General features: G+C 73.7%; 20 protein-coding genes. 14 read left to right on the top strand and 6 right to left on the bottom strand.

Annotation, left to right across the window (positions count from 1 at the left end; all coding sequences use genetic code 11):
* Positions 1–95 precede the first annotated feature (95 nt).
* The 3 genes from ACH4E7_RS26805 to ACH4E7_RS26795 form a co-directional block, all read right to left on the bottom strand.
* Positions 96–2,462: an FHA domain-containing protein gene (locus ACH4E7_RS26805; RefSeq protein ID WP_396251600.1), complete on the bottom strand. Its 2,367-nt coding sequence runs from the start codon at positions 2,460–2,462 to the stop codon at positions 96–98.
* A 155-nt stretch (positions 2,463–2,617) separates the two neighbouring features.
* Entirely contained in the window at positions 2,618–3,355 is a 738-nt protein-coding gene (locus tag ACH4E7_RS26800) for a hypothetical protein (protein WP_396251599.1), read from the bottom strand.
* Positions 3,352–3,984 carry an RNA polymerase sigma factor gene (locus tag ACH4E7_RS26795; protein WP_396251598.1) on the bottom strand — a complete coding sequence of 211 codons (633 nt, stop codon included), beginning with the start codon at positions 3,982–3,984 and terminating at the stop codon, positions 3,352–3,354. The genes ACH4E7_RS26800 and ACH4E7_RS26795 overlap by 4 nt, the downstream gene beginning before the upstream one ends.
* A gap of 224 nt (positions 3,985–4,208) precedes the next feature.
* On the opposite strand from ACH4E7_RS26795, the gene ACH4E7_RS26790 reads away from it, so the two are divergent.
* From ACH4E7_RS26790 to ACH4E7_RS26765, 6 genes are all read left to right on the top strand, one after another.
* Positions 4,209–5,012 carry an SAM-dependent methyltransferase gene (locus tag ACH4E7_RS26790; protein ID WP_396251597.1) on the top strand — a complete coding sequence of 268 codons (804 nt, stop codon included), beginning with the start codon at positions 4,209–4,211 and terminating at the stop codon, positions 5,010–5,012.
* A gap of 102 nt (positions 5,013–5,114) precedes the next feature.
* Positions 5,115–6,038, top strand: coding sequence for a class A beta-lactamase (bla, locus tag ACH4E7_RS26785; RefSeq protein WP_396251596.1), 924 nt, complete (start codon positions 5,115–5,117; stop codon positions 6,036–6,038).
* Between the two features lie 141 nt (positions 6,039–6,179).
* Positions 6,180–6,461 carry a hypothetical protein gene (locus ACH4E7_RS26780; RefSeq protein WP_396251595.1) on the top strand — a complete coding sequence of 94 codons (282 nt, stop codon included), beginning with the start codon at positions 6,180–6,182 and terminating at the stop codon, positions 6,459–6,461.
* Between the two features lie 198 nt (positions 6,462–6,659).
* Positions 6,660–7,547, top strand: a complete 888-nt coding sequence (locus ACH4E7_RS26775) for a hypothetical protein (protein WP_396251594.1) — start codon at positions 6,660–6,662, stop codon at positions 7,545–7,547.
* Positions 7,548–7,625: 78 nt separating this feature from the next.
* Entirely contained in the window at positions 7,626–8,414 is a 789-nt protein-coding gene (locus ACH4E7_RS26770) for an SDR family NAD(P)-dependent oxidoreductase (RefSeq protein WP_396251593.1), read from the top strand.
* Positions 8,415–8,422: 8 nt separating this feature from the next.
* Complete coding sequence (locus ACH4E7_RS26765; RefSeq protein ID WP_396251592.1) at positions 8,423–9,154, top strand: polysaccharide deacetylase family protein; 732 nt, start codon at positions 8,423–8,425, stop codon at positions 9,152–9,154.
* 183 nt (positions 9,155–9,337) lie between these two features.
* Here the strand turns inward: ACH4E7_RS26765 and ACH4E7_RS26760 are convergent, their stop codons facing one another.
* The 3 genes from ACH4E7_RS26760 to ACH4E7_RS26750 are packed head-to-tail and all read right to left on the bottom strand — an operon-like array spanning position 9,338 to position 12,522.
* Complete coding sequence (locus ACH4E7_RS26760) at positions 9,338–10,417, bottom strand: hypothetical protein (RefSeq protein WP_396251591.1); 1,080 nt, start codon at positions 10,415–10,417, stop codon at positions 9,338–9,340.
* A gap of 13 nt (positions 10,418–10,430) precedes the next feature.
* The gene (locus tag ACH4E7_RS26755) at positions 10,431–11,375 is read right to left on the bottom strand and encodes an NAD-dependent epimerase/dehydratase family protein (RefSeq protein ID WP_396251590.1); all 945 of its coding nucleotides are present in this window, start codon (positions 11,373–11,375) and stop codon (positions 10,431–10,433) included.
* A gap of 22 nt (positions 11,376–11,397) precedes the next feature.
* Positions 11,398–12,522: a DegT/DnrJ/EryC1/StrS family aminotransferase gene (locus ACH4E7_RS26750; protein ID WP_396251589.1), complete on the bottom strand. Its 1,125-nt coding sequence runs from the start codon at positions 12,520–12,522 to the stop codon at positions 11,398–11,400.
* A gap of 399 nt (positions 12,523–12,921) precedes the next feature.
* Here ACH4E7_RS26750 and ACH4E7_RS26745 point away from each other — a divergent pair, with 399 nt between their 5' ends.
* The 8 genes from ACH4E7_RS26745 (at position 12,922) to ACH4E7_RS26710 (ending at position 21,433) form a co-directional block, all read left to right on the top strand.
* Positions 12,922–15,129, top strand: a complete 2,208-nt coding sequence (locus ACH4E7_RS26745) for an MMPL family transporter (protein ID WP_396251588.1) — start codon at positions 12,922–12,924, stop codon at positions 15,127–15,129.
* 256 nt (positions 15,130–15,385) lie between these two features.
* Complete coding sequence (locus ACH4E7_RS26740; protein ID WP_396251587.1) at positions 15,386–16,804, top strand: sensor histidine kinase; 1,419 nt, start codon at positions 15,386–15,388, stop codon at positions 16,802–16,804.
* The gene (locus ACH4E7_RS26735; RefSeq protein ID WP_396251586.1) at positions 16,801–17,475 is read left to right on the top strand and encodes a response regulator; all 675 of its coding nucleotides are present in this window, start codon (positions 16,801–16,803) and stop codon (positions 17,473–17,475) included. Before ACH4E7_RS26740 ends, ACH4E7_RS26735 begins: the two co-directional genes overlap by 4 nt.
* A 172-nt stretch (positions 17,476–17,647) precedes the next feature.
* Complete coding sequence (locus ACH4E7_RS26730) at positions 17,648–18,295, top strand: hypothetical protein (RefSeq protein WP_396251585.1); 648 nt, start codon at positions 17,648–17,650, stop codon at positions 18,293–18,295.
* A 201-nt stretch (positions 18,296–18,496) separates the two neighbouring features.
* A complete protein-coding gene (locus ACH4E7_RS26725; protein WP_396251584.1) occupies positions 18,497–18,679 on the top strand; it encodes a hypothetical protein in 183 nt (60 codons plus the stop codon).
* 306 nt (positions 18,680–18,985) lie between these two features.
* The gene (locus ACH4E7_RS26720; protein ID WP_396251583.1) at positions 18,986–19,333 is read left to right on the top strand and encodes a PRC-barrel domain-containing protein; all 348 of its coding nucleotides are present in this window, start codon (positions 18,986–18,988) and stop codon (positions 19,331–19,333) included.
* A 102-nt stretch (positions 19,334–19,435) separates the two neighbouring features.
* The gene (locus ACH4E7_RS26715) at positions 19,436–19,702 is read left to right on the top strand and encodes a metal-sensitive transcriptional regulator (protein WP_396251582.1); all 267 of its coding nucleotides are present in this window, start codon (positions 19,436–19,438) and stop codon (positions 19,700–19,702) included.
* 294 nt (positions 19,703–19,996) lie between these two features.
* Positions 19,997–21,433: an endonuclease/exonuclease/phosphatase family protein gene (locus ACH4E7_RS26710; RefSeq protein ID WP_396251581.1), complete on the top strand. Its 1,437-nt coding sequence runs from the start codon at positions 19,997–19,999 to the stop codon at positions 21,431–21,433.
* Positions 21,434–21,436: the final 3 nt, after the last annotated feature.

Below are 21,436 nucleotides of genomic sequence, written 5' to 3'. Positions count from 1 at the left end.
TTCCTCCGCCGCGCGAGCCGGAGCCGGGGGCAGGGGCTACGTGCGGCACTCGCACCACAGTTCGGTTCCCACTCTACCGGCGGGGGCCGGGGCGGCTACTTGCGCATGATCGTCGGCTCGTGCCGCCGCAGCAGGGCGAGCACCACCGACCCGTACGCCGCCGCGAGGACGGGCAACACGACCATGCTGAGCACCCATCCGGCGCGCTCGTGGCGGAACATCGGGTCCGCGGTGATCGGGGTCGGGACGGTGAGTTGGCTCAGGTCGACGGTACGGGCCATGGCTGACAGGCCCCACCGGGACGGAATCAGCCAGGCGAACTGCTCCAGGCCGGGCACGCCCTGCAGCTTGAGCATCAGGCCGCTGAAGACGATCTGGACGATGGCGAGGAGCACCAGCAGCGGCATCGTGGTCTCCTCCTTGTCGACGAGCGCGGAGACCACCAGGCCGAGCGTCATCGCCGAGAACGCGAGCAGTGCGACCGCGATGATCAGTTCGGGCAGCTGGGGCATCAGCACGCCGGTCGTCACCGGGGGCGGGGCGTTCGGCCGCGCCTGCGCGGTGAGCGTGACCCCGGCCAGGCCGACCACGGTCAGCACCGCGGCCTGACCCACCGTGATCGCGCCGAGCACCACCACCTTCGAGACCAGGTAGGCCGAGCGGGACAGTCCGACCACGCGTTCCCGCCGGTAGATCGCGCGCTCCTTGACCACCTCACGCACCGCGTTGGCCGAGCCGATGAGCACACCGCCGAGGCAGAGCGTGAGCAGGCAGTTGATGGCGTTCTCATCGGTGAGCCGCGAGCCGGCCATCACCCGGCACATCAGGCCGATGATGAACGGCAGCGCGACCATGACGGTGAGGAACAGGCGGTCGGCGGCGAGCACCGCGGTGTACCGGCGCACCAGGGTGCCCAACTGGGCGAGCCAGCTCTGCGGCTTCTCGTGGCCGATCGTCGGGGTGGACGCCACTGGATCGTGCAGCGGGTGCGCCGCTTCGGCCTTCACGTACCGCTGGTACTGCGGCGAGGCGCGGAACCGCTGCCGACAGATCCCCTCGGCGTCGTTCTCGAACGCCTCGAAGGCCTCCGGCCACTCCTCGTAGCCGAAGTACGCCAGCGCCTCGGTCGGTGGCCCGTAGTAGGCCGTCCGGCCGCCGGGGGCGAGTACCAGCAGGCGGTCGCACACGTTGAGGCTCAGCACGCTGTGCGTCACCACGACGACCGTGCGGCCGTCGTCGGCCAGCCCGCGCAGCAGGTGCATCACCGAGCGTTCCATGCCCGGGTCCAGGCCGGAGGTCGGCTCATCGAGGAAGAGCAGCGAGGGCTTGGTGAGCAGTTCGAGGGCGATGCTGACCCGCTTGCGCTGGCCGCCGGAGAGACTGGCGATCACCTGCTCCTCCCGCTGGTCCAGGCCCAGTTCGTGGATCACCTCGGAGACCCGGGCCTCCCGCTCCTCCTTCGCGGTGTCACCGGGGAAGCGCAGCTCGGCGGCGTAGGACAGGGCCCGGCGGACGGTCAGCTGGGTGTGCAGGATGTCGTCCTGCGGGACGAGACCGATCCTTCGACGCAGCTCGGCGTAGTCGTGGTAGAGGTCGCGCCCGTCGTACAGCACGGTGCCCTGGTCGGCGGGGCGCAGCCCGGTGAGCGCGTTGAGCAGGGTGGACTTGCCCGCGCCGCTCGGGCCGGCCACCGCGAGCAGCGCCTTCTCGGCGAGCGGGAAGCTGACGTCGTCCAGCAGCACCCGGTGGTCGGGGCCGACCCGGACGACCAGGTGCTGGACGTCGAGCGAGATCTCGCCGGTGTCGGTGTACTCGACCAGCCGGCCGTCGACCAGGCAGAGCGCGGAGTGGCCGATCCCGACGATGTCGGCCGGGCCGACCGGGGCGCGCTCGACCGGACGGCCGTTGAGGTAAGTGCCGTTGTGGCTGTCCAGGTCGACGATCTCGTGTCCGCCGGCCGGCAGTTCCCGCAGCTCGGCGTGGTGCCGGGAGACCACCAGGTCGTCCAGCACCAGGTCGTTGTCGTCCGAGCGGCCGATGCGTACGGTGCGGCCGGGGAGTTGGAGGACGGTGCTCGGGCTGCGGAAGACGCCGGAGGACTGCGGGGTGAGCAGGGCGGTGTGCTCGCCCGGGGCGGGGCCGGGCAGCTCGGTGAAGGTCGCGGAGGGGCCGGTGGCCGGATCGCCGAAGTGCAGCCGGGTGCCGGGGCCGACGTCCTCGCGGCTGATCCGCTGGCCCTGGTCGTAGGTGCCGTTGGTGCTGCCGACGTCCTCCAGTAGCCAGTGGCCCTCGGCGGCGCGCAGCACCGCGTGGTGCCAGGAGACCCGGGGGTCGTCCAGGACGATCTCGCTGGTCGGGTCGCGGCCGAGGTGGTAGGCCCGGGTCGGGTCGACCAGCTGGGAGTGGCGGTCGGTGACCAGGACGAGGGGCGGCGCGGTGGGCGCGCCGGGGCGCTCTCCCATGCTGGGCAGTCTATCGCCGCCTCCGGTGAACGGCCTTTCCGGACTGCCTTTTCGGCTGCGGGGATTGGGGGATTGGACTGGACCACTGAGGGCCGGATCGTCGCCGGACTGTCCGCGCTCACCTGGACGAGGGAGCGCGGGCCGGTGCGATCAGCTCACCCCGACGAGTCCTCGCGCCCCTCGGCGTGCCCCCACGGAAGGTCCCAGGAGCAGGCCGAAGTCGCCCCCGAGGTGAGCCCCCACGGGTTCGGCACCTCCTCCTCGTCCCCGCTCTCCCCGCCCTGCAACGGCAGCCGGTCGATCACCGCGACCAGCGCGGGCGGCAGCTGCGGCGCCAGCCCGTGGTGCACCCGGGCGAGGATGTCGCGCCGCACGTCCTCCGGCAGCAGTGGCCTGCCCATCAACAACGGCCCCGGCGCGGGCGGGCGTTCGGCCGTGGAGAGCTGTTCCGACCAGGCCCGCCAGTAGTCGGCGTCGTCGGTCTCGCCGAGCTTGAGGTGGTGCAGGTGCAGGCAGTACGCGGCCGTCCCGCTGCCCGAGCCGGCGGCGAAGCGCCACCAGAACTCGGCGCCCTCCTCCTTGCCGGTGGCGTACAGCAGCGCGCCGAACACCTCCGCTCCCTCCGGTTGGATCCGGCGCGCGTTGACCAGCAGGTCCAGTCCCCGGGAGGCGCACGGCGCGCCCAGCACCAGGGCGACCACCAGGCCCAGTTCGAAGGCGGCCTGCTCGTGCTCGGTGGGCAGGTGGGCCGGGGCGGCCGTCAACCGGGCCTGCCGCAGGGCCGCGATCCGCTCGGCGTGGGCGCGTGCGGGTCGGGGCACGTGGAACACCGCGCGCCCCCCGCCGACGGTGCACGCCCCGTTCGGTGCCCGCTCCTCGTGGCCGGTGGTCACAGTTCCCCTCCCCGGTCCGGCAGTTCGCGCACACCGAGCCGGAGTGCCAGTCGCTCCCGGGCGTGCCGGAGGTTGGAGTGCACCGTCGCCACCGGCCGTCCCAGGTACGCGGCGATCACCTTGGCGTGCAGACCCAGCAGATAGCGCAGGATCACCACATCCCGTTGCCGGTCCGGCAGTTCGAGGATCGCCGCGTACAGCCGTACCTCATCGGCCTCGCTGTGCAGCAGCCCGTCGGCGACCCGCTTGAACGCCCCGATCACGGCCGCGAAGGTGACCGCCTCCACCTCGACCGGCTCATCGGCGGCCACCCAGTCCGCGACGTGCCGGGTGGCCAACCGCCAGGCGTACGCGGCGGGTTCCTCGAACCGCAGCACCTGCGGCCAGCTGCGGGCCAGGTCGGTCTTGACCGCCTCGACCACCAGCGCGGCGTCGGCCCGGCTGCCTATCCGGGTCAACGCGAGGGCGTGCCAAGCCGGTTGGTGGGTCTCGCAGAACGCGGCGTAGGTGAGGTCCAGGCGCAGGCCGACGCCGCTTTCGGTCGCCCACTGCGTCCCGGTCCCGCCGGTGTGCTCCACCGCCGCCCCTCCCCGGTACCCGTGCACGGGGGCACCCCTGTCGATCGTCATCGAGCCTGCTTTCCGTGGCCGCCGGCTACTCACCGCGCCACCCGAGGGTCGGGCCGTCCGTGCCCATCCTCATTCCATCAGGCCTGTCACTCCAGGCTGCAAATCGAATACAGATTGTCATCTCATGGGATGTAGCGATTCGTTGAGCCCGAGTGGAGACGATTGGCCCCCGGACAGCGTGGGCAGCAATCGGACGGTGTCCGCGATGCCGAGGGGGGAGTGAGATGAGTCTCTACGACGGAGTCGACCTGCGGTTGAACGTGCCGCATTCAGCCCGCATGTACGACTACTTCCTCGGTGGCTTCACCAACTTCGCCGCCGACCGCGAGGCCGCCGGGCACGTCCTCGCCATCGCGCCCTGGGTGCACGACGCCGCCCGGGCCAACCGTTCCTTCATGCACCGCTCGACCCGCGCCCTCGCCCTGGCCGGCATCGACCAGTTCCTCGACATCGGAACCGGCATCCCCACCTCGCCCAACCTGCATGAGATCGCCCAGGGCGTCGAACCGCGCGCCCGGGTCGTCTACGCCGACAACGACCCGATCGTCCTCACCCACGCCCAGGCCCTGCTCACCGGCAACCCCGAGGGGCGCACCGCGTACGTCGAGGCGGATGTCACCGACCCTGTCGGCCTGCTCGCCGCACCCGGTCTGCGCGACACCATCGACTTCAGTCGCCCGGTCGCGCTCTCCCTCAACGCCCTGCTCCACTTCGTCCCCGACGCCCACGGGGCCTACGAGCTGGTCGACCACCTCAAGTCCGTCCTCGCCCCGGGCAGCGCCCTGGTGATGACCCACCTCACCGCGGAGTTCGCCCCCGAGGAGATCGGGCGCGTCATCGGCATCTACGAGGCCGCCGGCACCGCCGTCCAGGCCCGCGCCCGCGCCGAGTTCGCCCGCTTCTTCGACGGCTGGAGCCTGCTGCCCCCCGGCGTGGTCCCCATCCCGCACTGGCGACCGACGGCGGACGAGCCACCCCTCTCGGCCTCCGAGTCCACCGGGTACGCGGGCGTGGCGCTTCGGCCCTGACCCGTCGGACGTCCCCGATTGTTGACGAACCATCGGAGCGGCCACCGCGTCCTGTCGAACAAGGACGCGGTTCGCACCGCGCGATTCGGACAGAGGGGAACCATGTACGCGCAGTCTTCGGAATCCCGGCACAGCCGCCGCTCCGTTCTGGCCCTCGGCGTGGGAGCGGCGGCGGTCGCCGTCGCGGCGTCGACCGGCGGAACGGCACACGCGGCGGACGGGCTCGACACCCACCGCTCGCTGGCCGAGCTCGAACAGGCGCACTCCGCCCGGCTCGGCGTCTACGGACGCAACCTCGCCACCGGCCGGACCGTCCGCTACCGGGCGGACGAGCGGTTCCCGATCTGCTCGGTGTTCAAGACCGTCGCCGTCGGCGCCGTCCTGCGCGACCTCGACCACGACGGCGAGTTCCTCGCCGAACGCATCCACTACGCCCAGGCCGACATCGACCGCGCCGGCGGTGCACCCGTCACCGGACTGCCCGCCAACCTGGCCGACGGCATGACCGTCGGGGAGCTCTGCGCGGCCGCCATCGACCACAGCGACAACACCGCCGCCAACCTGCTGCTCCGCGAGCTCGGCGGACCGACCGCCGTCACCCGCTTCTGCCGCTCGATCGGCGACCGGACCACCCGGCTGGACCGCTGGGAGCCCGAACTCAACTCCGCCGAGCCGGACCGGACCACCGACACCACCAGCCCTCACGCCATCGCCCGCACCTACCGCCACCTGGCCCTCGGCCGCGCCCTCCCGCCCCGGCAGCGCGAGCACCTGCTCACCTGGCTGCGCGGCAACACCACGAGCACCCACCGGTTCCGCGAGGGCCTGCCGCAGGACTGGACGCTCGCCGACAAGACCGGCACCGGCAGCTACGGCACCACCAACGACGTCGGCATCGCCTGGACCCCGGCCGGCCACCCGGTGGTCCTCGCCGTGCTGACCACCAAGCCGACGGACCCGGCCGCCCGGGCGGACGAACCGCTGGTCGCCAAGACCGCCGCACTGCTGGCCACCGCGCTCGGCTGATCCCGTGGTCCGGCGCCCTCGCCTGTTCGAGGGGTAGCCGGGCCTGTTCCGACACGGGCGGGGCGCGAGGGGAAGCCATGGCTGGAGAGGGCGCCCGTTCCGGCCATGCGCCCCTGAAACCCCTGAAGAAGGAGAACGGTCATGCGTCGTCGTGTCGCGGCGGTCGGCCTGCTGGCCACCGCCAGTGTGTTCGCGCTCGCGGTTCCCGCCCAGGCAGCGACGGGAGTCCTGATCGTGAACGGTGTGCCCCACGAGAACCCCCAGCGGGGCTGCTATGCGACCTCGTCGCCGGTTTCCCTCCAGAACCGCACCCATTCCATGGTGCTGGTGCACGCCGCGGCGAACTGCCAGGGCCCGGTGACCGCCGAGGTGGACCCCGGCCACTCCGCCTCGACCTTCGGCGCGAGTTACTTCGTGTTCTGAGCGCCGGGGCGGTCGGCCGCTGCGGGGGACTCCTGCCGGCGGGTCGGGCCACGGGTACCCGTCATCCGACCCACCGGCCCCGCTCGGCCTGTCGAGCCCGGAACGACCGTCACGCCCACCCGGCTCACCCGTGCGCCCCCGCCACCCCGGGCACAGACTGGTGGTGACACCGATGCCGCCCGGCGAGGCTGGAGAGGCATGCTGCTGGGACTCACCACCGCGCTGGTCGCCACCGTCTGCTTCGGCTTCGGGGCGGTGTTCCAGGCGCGCGGGGCGCGCTCGGCGCCGCGGGCGGACCGGGTGCGGGCGGGCCTGCTGGCCGCGTTGCTGCGGTCCTGGCAGTTCATCGTCGGCACCTTCCTGGACATCCTGGGCTTCGTGCTGAGCATCGTCGCCCTGCGCAGCCTCCCGCTCTTCCTGGTCCAGGCCGTCACCAACGCCAGCCTCGCCGTCACCGCCCTGGCCGCCGTCCGGCTACTGGGTGCCCGACTGCGCCGCAGCGATGTCGGGGGCATCCTCGCGGTCGTCATCGGCCTCACCCTGCTCGCGCTCGGCTCCGGTACGGAGGGCCGGGAGTACGCCCCGGCCGCCTTCCACTGGGCGCTGCTGGCCACCACGGCCGTCATGCTCCTGGCCGTCCTGGTCCTGGTCCGCCGGGACGGCACCGCGGCGGCGGTCGGGCTCGGGTTGCTGGCGGGGGTGGGCTTCGGGATCACCAGCGTGGCGGTGCGCGTCATGGACACCTCCGGCCTGGTCGGCGTCCTGACCGATCCCGCCGCCTACGCCCTGGCCGTCGGCGGGCTCGGCGGCTACCTCGCGTACGCCCTGGCCCTGCAGCGCGGCACCGTGACGGCCGCGACCGCCGCCGGGACGGTGGCCGAGACCTTCGGCCCGGCCCTGGTCGGGGTGTTGTCGTTGGGGGACGCCGCACGTCCGGGCTTCGCCTGGTGCGCCCTGACGGGCTTCGCCGTGGCGGTCGGCGGAACGTTCCTGCTCTCCCGGTTCGGCGAGCTGGAGGGCGAGTCGGCCGAGCTGTACGCCCCGCAGGCGGACATCGAGGCGGAGCCCGTCGTCCCGCCCCGGTAGCCCGGACGGCTCTGCCGTGCGAAGGTGACGTGCCGGACAAATCGGACGGTGGAACGCCCACGGAGCGGAAGGTGCACGATGGCGGAGGAAGTCCAGCCCCGATCCCGGCGGTCGGAACCGACCGACCGGCCCGTCGTGCTGATCACCGGCGCCTCCTCCGGCATCGGACTCGTCACCGCCACCCGTCTGGCCGACGCCGGCTGGCGGACCCTGCTCTCCGGCACCGACCGCGCCCGCCTGGACGCGCTCGCCGAACGCACCGGTGGACGCGCCCTGCCCGAGGACCTCAGCAAACCCGACGGCCCCGCCCGCCTCGCCGAGGCCGCGCTCGCCGAGACCGGCCGGGTGGACGCGCTGATCGCCAGCGCGGGCCTCGGCTGGCGCGGGCCGTTCGCCGAGACACCCTCCGACACCCTGGACCGGATGATCGAGGTCAACCTCGCCGCCCCGCTGCGCCTGGTCCGCCTCCTGCTGCCCGGCATGCTGGAACGCCGCCACGGCCGGATCGTGCTGCTCGGCTCCATGGCCGGGCAGGTCGGTGTGCGCGACGAATCCGGCTACGCGGCCACCAAGGGCGGCCTGGCGATGTTCGCCGAGAGCCTCTGGTACGAGCTGCGCGGCACCGGCGTCGGGGTGCGCCTGGTCCTGCCGGGAGCGGTCGACACCCCGTTCTTCGACCGGCGCGGGACCCCGTACCATCGCGAGCGGCCGCGCCCCGTCCCGGCTGAGCGGGTCGCGGACACGGTCGTCGCCACCATCACCACCGAGCGTGACCGCCTCTACGTGCCGCACTGGCTCGGTTTCCCGGCCCGGATCCACGGTGTCGCGCCCAGCGTGTTCCGGCGGATGGCCTCCCGCTTCGGATGAGCCTTCGGGTGACCACGGCCCTCGCCGCCGCGGCGGGCCTGGAGTTCCTGCACCTCGCCCCGGCGGCGGTCCGTCTCCCGCCGGTGCGCCGCACCCTGGCCCGCCGCACCGCCGGGTACGGCTCCGACCCGCGCCACCTCGCCCTGACCTTCGACGACGGCCCCGACCCGCGCAGCACCCCGTACGTCCTCGACGCCCTGGACGAACTCGGTGCCCGCGCCACCTTCTTCCTGCTCGGCGCGATGCTGGAACGCGCTCCCGCGCTCGGCCGCGAACTGGTGCTGCGCGGCCACGAGGTCGCCGTGCACGGCTGGCACCACCGGCAGCAGTGGTACCCGGCCCCGGCCCGCGACCTGCGCGAACTGCGCCGCGCCACCGAGGCCGTGACCGAGCTGTGCGGCGCCCGCCCGCTCTGGTACCGCCCGCCGTACGGCGTGCTGACCGCCGGCCCGGCCCTGGCCGCCCGCCGCCTCGGCCTGCGCAGCGTGCTGTGGACGGCCTGGGGCCGCGACTGGACGGCCGAGGCCACCGGCGCCTCCGTCTACGCCTCCGCCCGCCCCGGTCTCACCGGCGGAGCGACCCTTCTGCTGCACGACTCCGACTGCACCTCCGCCCCCGATTCCTGGCGCGCCACTCTCGCCGCCCTCCCGCTGATCGCCGCCCACTGCCGGGGCCGCGCCCTCACCCTCGGCCCGTTGCGCGACCACGCCGTCCCGCCTCTCGCCCACCGCCAGGGCTAGTCGGGACGACGGCGCGCCGCCGGACCAGGGCCCGGTGGACGCAGGCCGCGCGGCGGACGCGTCGTCAGGGCGGCACCACTCCGACAACGCCCGCACCCACCCCGACCGCACGAACCCGTCCGCGCCCACCTCGCCTGGAGCCGCCCCGCCCGCAGCCACGGCCGCCCGCGCCGGGCTGCCGGGCTACACCAACCCCACCCGCTCCAGCGCCGCCCCGAAGCCCTTGCGCCACCCGTCCGGCGAGGCCCCGACCGACGGCTGCGGCTCCGGCCGCCCCAGTGCCGCGAGCGCGTTGCGGACCACCTCGGCCGGACGGGCGGTGGCGACATCGGCGTGGCCGAGCTCCAGTTCGTGCTGGAGGTTGTCCCGCCCGTGGCCCTGCACCACGTCGAGCAGCAGCAGTCGCCGCCCGAGCGCCCGGGCCTCGCTGCAGGTGTCGCCGGAGCTGGTGACCACCAGGTCCGCGGCCGCCATCAGCGCCGGGATCCGGTCGGTGTAGCCGAAGGGGTGCAGTCGGGGGCGGCCGCGTGCGGCCGCCCGCAGCCGCCGCTCCAGCTCCTGGTTGCGCCCCGCCACGGCCAGCACGTGCGGCCCGGCGGAGGCGAGCGAAGCGGCGGTGCGGGCGATCGGCCCGAGCCCCCAGGAGCCGGACATCAGCAGGACGCACTCGGCCTCCGGCGGGACGCCCAGCTCGGCGCGCGCCTCGGACCGGCCCGGCGCCCGGTAGAACGGCTGCCGCAGCGGGGCGGGCACCACGGCGATGTCGGCGTCCGGCCGGTAGCGGCGCACCGCGCAGGCGGCGACCTCGGAGGTGACCAGGAACACGTCGGTGCCGTCCTGCACCCAGAGCCGGTGCGGCGTGACGTCCGTGCAGAACACGAAGTGCGGGAAGTCCCGGTCCGGCAGCTTGTTCACCGCCGAGGTGGCGGTGGCGAACACCGACACCACCAGCTGCGGCCGTTGTGCCCCGACCAGCTCCCGCAGCGCGGGGACCAGCCGGGTCCGGGCGGCCGCGTCGACGAGCAGGGCGAGCCGCGCGCCCGGGCGTAGTGCCGAGAAGTGAAAGGCGTCGTAGGCCCCGGGCAGGTCGAGCAGCCGCCGGAAGACGGCCTCCCCGGCGGCGCCCGAGCGCTGCCCGAGCAGGGCCATCGCGTCCACGGTGCTGGTGGTCCAGCCGCGTTCCCGCAGGGTGTCCGCGCAGGCCTGTGCCATCACGTCGTGGCCCCGGCCGAGCGAGCCGGAGACCAGGAGGGCGTGCGGCATCGGGCGGCCCCGGTCAGCCGGCGGCGGACGCGGCGGCGGAGGTCCGGTACCAGTCGGCGTACCGGCGCACGCCGTCGGCGAAGTTGGTCCGCGGCGACCAGCCGAGCAGCCGCTTGGCCTGGGCGGAGGAGATCCGCCGCCCGGTGTAGTCGGCCTTGCGGCCGTCGATGTGCTCGATGGTGACCGGTCCCAGCAGCCGGTCGACGGTGTCGGCGATGTCGCGCACCGAGACGGCCGTCGAGCCCTCCAGGGCGAAGGTCTGGTCCTCGGCGTCGGGGGAGAGGGCCCGGACGTGGGCGTCGGCGAGGTCCTCGACGTAGACGAAGTTGCGGCTCTGCCGGCCGTCCCCGGCGATGGTGATCGGCCGCCCGGTCAGTGCCGCCTGGACGAAGCGGGCGACGACCAGCTCGTCGCGCATCCTCGGGCCGTACGGGATGCCGTAGCGGAGGATGGTGAAGTGCTGCCCGTACAGCTCGCGGTAGCTGTGCGCCAGCATCTCGGCGGCGAGCTTGGTGGCCACGTACAGGTGCCCGCTGTGCTCCAGCTCGATCGGCACGTGTTCGTCCAACTCCTGCTCCTCGCCGTCTAGTTGCTCGTCGGTGAGGGCGGCGCCGTAGACCCACACGGTGCTCGCCAGGACGGTGCGGCTCAGGCCGCTGCGCCGGGCGGCCTCCAGGACGGCCTCGGTGCCGTCGATGTTGGTGCGCACGGCCCGGACCGGGTCGGCGAAGACCTGCTCGACGTCGGCCATCGCAGCGAGGTGGTAGACGACCTCGCTGCCGGCCAGCGCCGAGGTCAGCGCCGGCAGGTCGAGGACGTCGATCCGGGCGTGCTCGGCGTCGGGGTGGAGGTATTTGTCGTTCGGGTCCACGGCGAGGACTTCGTGGCCGGCCGCGATCAGGTGGTCCACGACGTGTGAGCCGATGAACCCGCAGCCACCGGTGACGGCTATCCGCACGGTCTTGTTCCCTTCGCTCCGGCTACCCGGCCATCCGCCGGTGCACCGCCGAGACGGCCTCGATCACCAGCTCCGCCTCGTCCTCGGTCATGTCGGAGTGCACCGGCAGGCAGACCTGCCGGGCGCAGACGTCCTCGGCCGCCGGCAGCGGCCCGCCCCGGTACGGCTCGAGCACCGGCTGCAGGTGCAGCGGCAGGTCGTACACCTCGCCGGACAGCCGTACGCCGTACTCCTCGGCCACCGCCCGCTTGAACGCGGCGCGGTCGACGCCGGGCGGCAGCAGCGCCACGTACTTGTAGTAGTTGCCGCGGCAGCCGGCCGGTTCGAGCACCGGCTCCAGCCCGTCCAGGCCGGCCAGTGCCGTGTCGTAGCGGCGGGCGACGGCGCGGCGGGTCTCGATGAACTCCTTGAGGCGGCGCAGGTGCACCGTTCCGACGACGGCGTGAAGCTCGCTCATCCGCCAGGAGTAGCCGAGCCGGACGTGGTGGTTGGTGCCGAAGGAGCCCTTGCCCTGGTCGCGGTAGATCCTGGCCTCGTCGCGCAGCTCCGGCGACTCGGTGAGGATCATGCCGCCCTCGCCGCTGGTGGTGACCTTGGTCGGGTAGAAGGAGAAGGCCCCGGCCAGGCCGAAGGTCCCGGCGGCACGGCCGTTGTAGCTGCTGCCGTGGGCGTGCGCGGCGTCCTCGATCAGCGGGATGCCGCGCTGGTCGCAGAGGGCGCGCAGGGCGTTCACCTGCGGGGTGACCAGCCCGCCGATGTGGACGAGTACGACGGCCGCGGTATCCGGGGTGAGGGCCGCGGCCAGGGTCTCGGGGGAGAGCGCGAGGGTGGCCGGGTCGACGTCGGCGAACACCGGGCGGCCGCCCGCGTGGACCACCGCGCCGGCCGTGGCGTAGAAGGTGACGGCGGGGACGACCACGTCGCGGCCGCGGACGTCGACGGTGCGCAGGATCACCTCCAGCGCCGCCGTGCCGCTGCTCACCGCGACGGCGTGCGAGGCGCCGTGCCCGGCGGTGAAGGCCTGCTCGAAGCGCTCGGTCCACGGACCGAGGGTGAGCGCGCCGGTGGTGAGCATCTCGGTCACGGCGTCGGCGACGGCCGCGCGGTCGTTCTCGTCGAACACGATGCGGGCGGCTGGAACGCCCATGGGGCACCTCCGGCGGCGGGCTGGGGTCAGCACCGATCGGGTCGGATCAACCCGAACCATACGGAAACGGTCGGGCCAGGCACATCACGCTACTTCGCCCGGGCGGCCCCGGCCCGTCGTCGCCGCCCGCCCAGGTGACCCGGGACTGCTCCCGCCGTAGGGCACCACCCTGCTCCCGGCTGCTTCCGGGCGAGCCTGCGGCTGCTTCCGCCGCAGGGCGTGCGCTCCTCCGTACGGGGGAGGGGCGTACTGCGTCCGCAGTACGCAAACGGCCTGCGCAGGGACGACGACGGAGCAGGGGGCCGCGATCAAGGATTGGTCATGCTGCGGGCGGACCGGGTCCGCCCTCGTTCACCCGTCCCCGCCCCCGAACCCGAATCCGAAGGAGTCCGCTCTCCCGTGGCCACGTTCCTCTACCGCCTGGGCCGATGGGCCTTCGTCCGGCGCCGGCTGGTGACCCTGCTCTGGGTCGCCGTGCTGGCGGCCTGCGGAGTCCTGGCGGCCAAGGCGCCCGCCGCCCCTGACGACGGCTTCTCGATGCCCGGCACGGAAGCGCAGAAGGCCTTCGACCTGATGAACGAGCGCTTCCCCGGCGGGCACGCCGACGGAGCCTCGGCCCGCCTGGTGTTCGTCGCGCCCTCCGGCCAGAAGATCACCGCGCAGTCCAACCAGCAGGCCGTGGAGAAGACGGTCGCCGAGCTCGCCCACGCCGAGCAGGTCACCGGCGTGGTGGACCCGTTCAAGATGCAGGGCGCCGTCTCCAAGGACGGCACCACGGCGTACGCGACGGTCAACTACTCCGCCAAGGCCGGCGGACTCTCCAAGGGCGCCACCGGCGCCCTCCAGCAGGCCGCCCAGCACGGCCGGGACACCGGGCTCAAGGTCGAGATCGGCGGCAACGCGCTGATGGCCAAGCCCGAGGCGGGCGGCAGCAGCGAGGCGATCGGCATGGCGCTGTCCGCCGTCGTCCTGGTGATCACCTTCGGCTCGCTGGTCGCCGCCGGCCTGCCGCTGCTCACCGCCGTGATCGGCGTCGGCCTGGGGATGTCCCTGATCGCCGGGCTCGGCAGCACGCTCGGCCTCTCCTCGACCACCGGCACGCTGGCGATGATGCTCGGCCTCGCCGTCGGCATCGACTACGCCGTGTTCATCGTCTCCCGCTACCGGGCCGAGCTCTCCGAGGGCCGTACCCCGCAGGAGGCGGCCGGCCGGGCCGTCGGCACCGCCGGCTCCGCGGTGGTCTTCGCCGGTCTCACCGTGGTGATCGCCCTCGCCGGGCTCTCCGTGGTCGGCATCCCGCTCCTCGCCAAGATGGGCATGGCCGCGGCCGGCACCGTCGTCATCGCCGTGCTGGTCGCGCTCACCCTGGTGCCCGCGCTGCTCGGCTTCATCGGCCGCAAGGTGCTGCCCCGCAAGGTTCGCAAGGCCGAGGGCCCCGCCCAGCCGGCCGGGGCCAAGGAGAACGGCGGCGCCCGCTGGGCCCGCTTCGTGCTGCGCCGCCCGCTCGCGATGCTGGTGCTCGGCGTGATCGGCCTCGGCGCGCTCGCGGCCCCCGCGCTCGACCTGCGGCTCGGCCTGCCCGGCGACGAGGCCAAGCCCACCTCCACCACCCAGCGCCGCGCCTACGACCTGCTGTCCGAGGGCTTCGGCCCCGGCTTCAACGGCCCGCTGACCGTCCTGGTGGACGTCAAGGGCACCGCGGACCCGAAGGCCGCCGCGGGCGAGGTCGCCAAGACCGTCTCCGGCCTGCCCGGCGTGGTCACGGTGACGCCGCCGATGTTCAACAAGGCGGGCGACACCGCCCTGCTGAACGCCATCCCGGCCACCGGCCCGGCCGAGGCCGCGACCAAGGACCTGGTCCACACCATCCGCGGCCACGCGGCCGGCCTGAACGCCTCCACCGGGGCGACGGTCCTGGTCAGCGGTACGACGGCGATGAACATCGACGTCTCGCAGAAGCTCACCGACGCGCTGCTGCCCTACCTCGCCGTGGTCGTCGGCCTCGCCGTCCTGCTGCTGCTGGTGGTCTTCCGCTCCGTCCTCGTCCCGCTCAAGGCCGCGCTCGGCTTCCTGCTCTCGGTGGCCGCCGCGCTCGGCGCCGTGGTCGCGGTCTTCCAGTGGGGCTGGCTGGCCGACCTGATCGGCGTGGAGCAGACCGGCCCGGTGATGAGCATGATGCCGATCTTCATGATCGGCGTGGTCTTCGGCCTCGCCATGGACTACGAGGTGTTCCTGGTCACCCGGATCCGCGAGGGCTACGTGCACGGCGAGCAGCCCGGTGAGGCCATCGTCACCGGCTTCCGGCACAACGCCCGGGTGGTCACCGCCGCCGCCTTCATCATGATCGCCGTCTTCGCGGGCTTCATCGGGATGAGCGAACCGATGATCAAGATGATGGGCCTGGGCCTCGCCGCGGCCGTCGCCTTCGACGCCTTCGTGGTCCGGATGACCATCGTCCCCGCCGTCCTCGCTCTGCTCGGCCGCCGTGCCTGGTGGCTGCCGCGCTGGCTCGACCGGCTGATACCGGACGTCGACGTCGAGGGCAGCAAGCTGCACGCCGCCGCCCCCGAGGCGGCGGCCCCGGTCCGCGAGTCGGTCACCGTCTAGTCCCGGCACCGCCCGGCACGAACCGGCACCGCCCGGCGCTGCGCGGACCGGTCCCTGCCACACCGCAGGGACCGGTCCGGCAGCGGTCGGCTCGGACACCGGTTCGACCTCCAACCGTTACCGTTGCTGTCAGGGCGCCGTCCGCGCGGCGGCCCCCGACCCGGCGCGCCGCACCCCACCCGGGGCGCGGCGCGGCACGAACTGGCAGAACCCGGCGAGGGTGCGGCCAGGGCACCCCGACCCGGAGAGCACGACCATGAGCGACACCTGGCAGCGCCTGCGCCGCGACCACCCCCGGCTGCTCGACGCCGTCGGCGGCGCGGCCATGATCGGGATCACCGCCCTCGGCGCCACGGTCGACCAGACCAGCGGGCGCTTCACCCCGCTCGACCCGGCCACCGGCGTCCTGGCGCTGATCGCAGCCGCAGCCGTGTTCCTCCACCGCCGCCACCCGCGCGCGGTGGTCGTCGTCACACTGCTCTGCACCATGCTGATGACGTCGACCAGCCCTCGGCTCACCCCGATGCTGGCCACGCCCCTGCTGCTCGCGCTCTACTTCCTCGCCGTCCACACCGACCGCTCCACCGCCCTGCGCGCCTCGATCGTCACCGCCGTCCTGCTCTTCGGGATGTCCCTGCTGGCCGGTCCGGGCGGCCCGATCGGCGAGCGGATCAGCGTGCTCGCCTGGGCCCTGCTGCCCGGCGCCCTCGGCGACTCCATCCGCAACCGCCGCGCCCAGCTCGCCGAGATCGAGCAGCGCGCCGAACGCGCCGAACGCACCCGCGAGGAGGAGGCCCGTCGGCGGGTCGCCGACGAGCGGATCCGGATCGCCCGCGACCTGCACGACGTCGTCGCCCACCACATCGCCCTCGCCAACGCCCAGGCCGGTATCGCCGTCCACCTGATGGACACCCACCCGGTCCAGGCCCGCGAGGTGCTCAGCCACATCGCCGACTCCACCGGCTCCGCCCTCCAGGAGCTGCGCGCCACCGTCGGCCTGCTGCGCCGAGCCGAGGAGCGGGCCCCGCTGGAACCCACCCCCGGTCTGGACCGCCTGTCCGAGCTGATCAACACCTTCGAGCGGGCCGGCCTGTCGGTGCGGCTCACCGTCGAGGGCGAGGCCCGGCCGCTGTCGCCCGGCGTCGACCTCACGGCGTTCCGGATCCTCCAGGAGTCGCTGACCAACGTCGCCAAGCACGCCCACGGCGCCGACGCCGAGGTCACCCTCTCCTACAGCGGCAGCCGGGTCGCCGTCAGCGTCGTCAACAGCCGCCCGCCCGCCACCGGGCGCCCCCGTACCACCCTGCTGCCCCAGCCGGCCCCCGGCGAGAGCGGCTTCGGCTTGATCGGCATGCGTGAGCGGGCCGGCGCGGTCGGCGGCCGGCTCACCGCCGACCGGCGGCCCGACGGCGGCTTCCTGGTCCTCGCCGAGCTGCCGCTGCGCACCGGCGCCCGGGACGACGGCGCCGTACGGGCGGAGGACACCGCCCGGCCCGGCGGCGCCGCCCGGTCCGGGGAGCCGGACCGCCCCGACGAGCCGGCCCGACCCGCCCCCGCCGTCCGACGGGACTGCCCGGTGCTGCCCGACCGCTTCACCCGCCCCGACCGCGCCGCCCGCCCCGAGCGCTCCGTCCGACAAGCTCGCGCCATCCGAAAGGACAACGACCGCACATGACCATCCGCGTGCTGCTCGCCGACGACCAGGCCCTGCTGCGCGGCGCCTTCCGGGTGCTGATCGACGCGGAGGAGGACATGGAGGTGGTCGGCGAGGCCGCCGACGGCCGGGAGGCGGTGGAACTCGCCCGGGCCACCAAGCCCGACATCGTCCTGATGGACATCCGGATGCCCGGCGCCGACGGCCTCGGCGCCACCGCCGAGATCTGCGGCGACGAGGAGCTGTCCGGCACCCGGGTGCTCATCCTCACCACCTTCGAGATCGACGAGTACGTGGCCCAGGCGCTGCGCGCGGGCGCCGGGGGCTTCCTCGGCAAGGGCGCCGACCCGAAGGAGCTGCTCGCCGCCGTACGCACGGTCGCGGCCGGCGACGCCCTGCTCTCGCCCGCGGCGACCCGGGCGGTGATCGACCAGTTCCTCGCCCAGCCCGATCCGGCCGCCGTCGCGCCCGCCGAGCGCCTCGCCGTGCTGACCGCCCGCGAGCGCGAGGTGATGTCCATGGCTGCCACCGGGCTCACCAACGAGGAGATCGCCGAGCGGATGTTCGTCAGCCCGTTCACGGTCCGTACCCATGTGCACCGGGCGATGTCCAAGCTCGACGCCCGTGACCGGGCCCAACTCGTCGCGATCGCCTACCAGTCCGGCCTGGTCCCGCCCGGCCGCCCGTCCTGACGACCGCTCACCCTGCGTGCCGACCGGCCGCAGATGTGCGGCACTTGATTGCTGAGCGACAGTCAAAATGTGAACCGGAAAAGCAGTTCGAGATCTCACCTGACCGAAAACGGCCTCCGAACTGGTGTATCGGCGAGTAGTCTGCCGATGACTCAGAATGAGGAGGACGTTCGTGGAAACCAAGGACACGGCAGGCGAGGTGCGGATTCTCCAGCCGTTGCCCGGACGCAGGGAGGACGGATCGCAGGCGTTCGAGCTGCGGCTCGCGCGGCTGCTCCTCCTGCTCGGGGTCGAGGTCGCGCCGGGTGCGGACTACCCGGGTGCGGCCCGATGGGAGGTCCACAAGGCGCTCGCCGGGCGGTCCGAGCTGCCCGAGGAGTACTTCGAGGCGCTGATAGAGGCCGCGGTCCACGACCCCAACCCGAGTTTCAACCGCCGCTTCGTCGAGCCCGCCATGATCGCCTTCGGTCAGCGCCGGGTCCGCCTGGCCCTGCTCGGCTACCTGCAGACCGGGACCGACCCGGAGCGCGCCGGCGCCGCCCGCGCCTGGTACTGGACGGCCCTGTCGGTCGGCAGCGGTCGCAACGCGACCGCCGACGAGGGCGCGATCGTCCGGGACAGTTGGAACGAGGCCGCGCTGCGGGAGTTCGTCGCCAACGATGACATCGACGTCCGCCGCTGCATCCTCCCCGGTCTCCCGCTGGTGCCGCGCGCCTACCCGGCCGAGCTGCACGCCCTGGTGGAGACGGCCATTGCGATCGCCCAGTCGCACCCCGACGAATACATCCGCCACCGCGTCGAGATCCAGACCGGCCTCTGAGCTTCGGGCGCGCCCGCTTCGGGCGCGCCCGCCCAGGTGCGTACCGGAGCGGTGAATCCCCCCGGATTCCCGTTTCGTCCACGACCCGCCGAATTCGGACGCCAACTGGCCGTTCCCGCCGAATAATTCGTGGGCTTGTCGTCCGATCACGCCGATCCCGGTCGACCGCCATCCGTCGTACGGCGCTGCCACCATGGCGTCATGACCGAGCCCCGGCCCACCGCCGTCCGCCTCCTGGAGCCTGCCCGGCTCCGCCTGGCCGAGGCGGCCTGGGAGCAGAACCGCGCGGGAGCCGATCCGGCGGACTTCCCGCGCGGCAGGCCGCCTTCGCCCCAGGGCTTGCGCGCGACCGCTCGGTACATGCTCACGCGCTCGGGGCCGTGAGGTCGGCCGGAGTCCCCGTGTCGCCGGGCTCCCGCATGCACTCGTATCCCGCGGCCGCCGTCCCCTCTGACTGGACAAGCCGGACACGCTGTGACCGAACGAGACCGGGCAGTCGGCCCGTGGCGGGACGGGCCGACTGGCTGACAGGCTGAAGCCCAGGTCGGCGCCCTGCCACTGGGTGGTCGGGTCACCCCCGTAGGTCCCTTTCGTCGTGCTGCGGGGCCCGTCCCGGCGCAGGATGGAAGCTCCGGGCTGTGCAGCCGGCGGCAGCCGCGACACGGGAGGTCCGAGGCCATGGGGATCGCTATGGCAGACATCCGCGAGTGGCGCGGCCACGCCGTGGTCGACGAGAAGGGCCGCCGCGTCGGCGCGCTGGAGTCGGTCTACGTCGAGACGTCCACCGACGAGCCGTTCTTCGCCACCGTCGTGGTCGGCATGATGGGCAGGCGCCGTCTGGCGTTCGTCCCGCTGGAGGGCGCGGTGGCCGGTCCGGGCTATCTGCGCGTGGCGTACCCGCGGAACAAGGTCCGGCAGGCCCCCGCGATCGGCACCGACGACATCCTGCCGGCCACCGACGAACCCGGGGTGTTCGCCTACTACGAGCTGTCGTACGCTACCGGCGCCGGAGGCGAGCGCCGCCTTGCCCGGCGCTGAGCTCATCGCCGAGCCCGTCGGCGGACTTCCGGGCCGCCCGGGAATGAATACCCCACCGGGTACACTTGTCAATCGACAGTCGATCGGAAAGGCGGCCCGGACATGCAGGTGGACGAGGAGGCGGTTGGCGCGGTCCTGAACCGACTGCGTCGCGCCCAGGGCCAGTTGGCCGGGGTGATCGCGATGATCGAGGCGGGTCGGGACTGCAAGGACGTGGTCACCCAGCTCGCCGCCGTCTCGCGCGCCCTTGACCGGGCGGGGTTCAAGATCGTCGCGAGCGGGATGCGCCAGTGCATGGCCGCTGCCGACGAGGAGGCCCCGCCGATGAGCGAGGCCGAGCTGGAGAAGCTGTTCCTCGCCCTGGCCTGAACCGCCGGCCGGACCCGGCGGGTGCGGCCGACAGCCCAGGAGGGCCGTGACGGATCGTCCGTCGCGGCCCTTCCACATGTCGCGATGATGGTTCCGCCACGGAGTTCCCCGACCGCCCGACGCTCGGTCATGTGTCGTTCACGCGCCGGTCGCTGGTCTTCGGGTGAATGAGGGCCGCCCGTAGTTGTACAGCCAACTGCGGGTGTTCTCCCTCCCAACCTCCGTGACCAGCCGCGCGCGGCCCCGGCACCGTCCCCCGGCGGACCGGGCCCGTTGGCGGCGGACAGGACAACCGTGGCCGCAGGCAGCGCCCTGACCCTGACCTCATCCAGCAGCCCCGCCGAAGGCGACCGGCTCAGCTTCCACTGGACCACCGACGCCCCCGACGCCAAGAACTGGGTCGGCATCTACGACGGCAGCCGCCAGCCCGGCAACGGCGCCTCGCTGCTGTGGAAGTACACCCCCGGCACGTCCGGCGACCTCCAGCTCGACACCTCCGCGCTGACCGGCGGCCCGTACACCGCCTACCTGCTCGCCAAGGACGGCTACGGCGTCCTCGCCCAGACCGCCCCGTTCGGCTTCCTCCCCAAGCCCGCCGTGGTCCGCCCGCACGCCGCCGTCGACTCCTTCACCGCCACCCCCGTCGCCCCGGGCGCGGCCGTGCGGATCAAGCTCGGCGGCCTCTGGTCCCGCCCGGCCGGCAACGCCCCCGGCTCCGCCGCCTACCGCAAGCTCGGCGGTGCGGCCTGGGCCTCGGTCGCCGCCGACGGCACCCTCACCGGCACCGCCCCCGCCACCCCCGGCCGGAACCCCGAGCTGGTCGTGGTCGGCGTCAAGGACAGCACCGGCGCCACCGACACCCTCACCGTCCTGGTCCCGGTCGCGGACCCGGCCGCCCCGCCCCGGCTCAAGGCTGCCAGCTGGAACCTGCACAACGCCGGCGCCGCCTACACCGACGCGCTGGAGAAGCAGCTGCGCGTCGTCCTGGCCCAGGGCCTGGACGTGCTCGCCCTGCAGGAGACCGCCGGCGAGCGGGCCAAGGCCCTGGCCGACGCGCTCGGCTGGTACGCCCACCAGAGCCCGGGCAGCGTCGGCATCCTCAGCCGCCACCCGCTCATCGACCTCACCCCGGCCACCGCGGAGCTGCCCGCCGTCGCCGCCACCGTCCAGCTGCCCGGCGGCCGCGGCGTCCGCTTCTGGGCCGCGCACCTCGACGAGGCCGGCTACGGCCCGTACGCCGTGCAGGACGGCGGCGGCGCCGCCCAGGTGACCGCCGCCGAGAACGCCTCGCTGCGCTTCAAGCAGGCCAAGGCGCTGGCCGAGGCCGTGCGGGCGGACCTGGCCCGGCACCTCCCGGTGGTGCTGGCCGGAGCGCTCTCCTCGCCCTCCCACCTGGACTGGACGGCCGCCACCGCCGCCGCCCACAACGGTGTCGGCGCGCTCAACTGGCCGGTCACCGCGGCCTTGCAGGCCGCCGGGCTGACCGACAGCTTCCGCGAGGAGAACCGCGACCCGGCCAAGGTCCCGGGCTCCACCTGGTCGCCCACCCGAAAGCGGCGCGGCGACCGGCCCGAGCCGCAGGACCGCATCGACTACGTCCAGTACGCCGGGCCGCTGAAGCTGATCGAGGCGCACACCCTGGTCGCCGACTGGCCGCAGCCCGAGCCGAACTCCGCCGCCAACGAGTGGCCCTCCGACACCGCCGCCGCCGTCGCCACCTTCCAGCTCTGAGAG

The sequence above is a fragment of the Kitasatospora sp. NPDC018058 genome (genome assembly GCF_044327205.1).
In the GTDB taxonomy this organism is placed as follows: Bacteria; Actinomycetota; Actinomycetes; order Streptomycetales; family Streptomycetaceae; genus Kitasatospora.
Note: the sequence above shows the minus strand (reverse complement) of the source record. Positions and strands in the feature narration are given on the sequence as shown.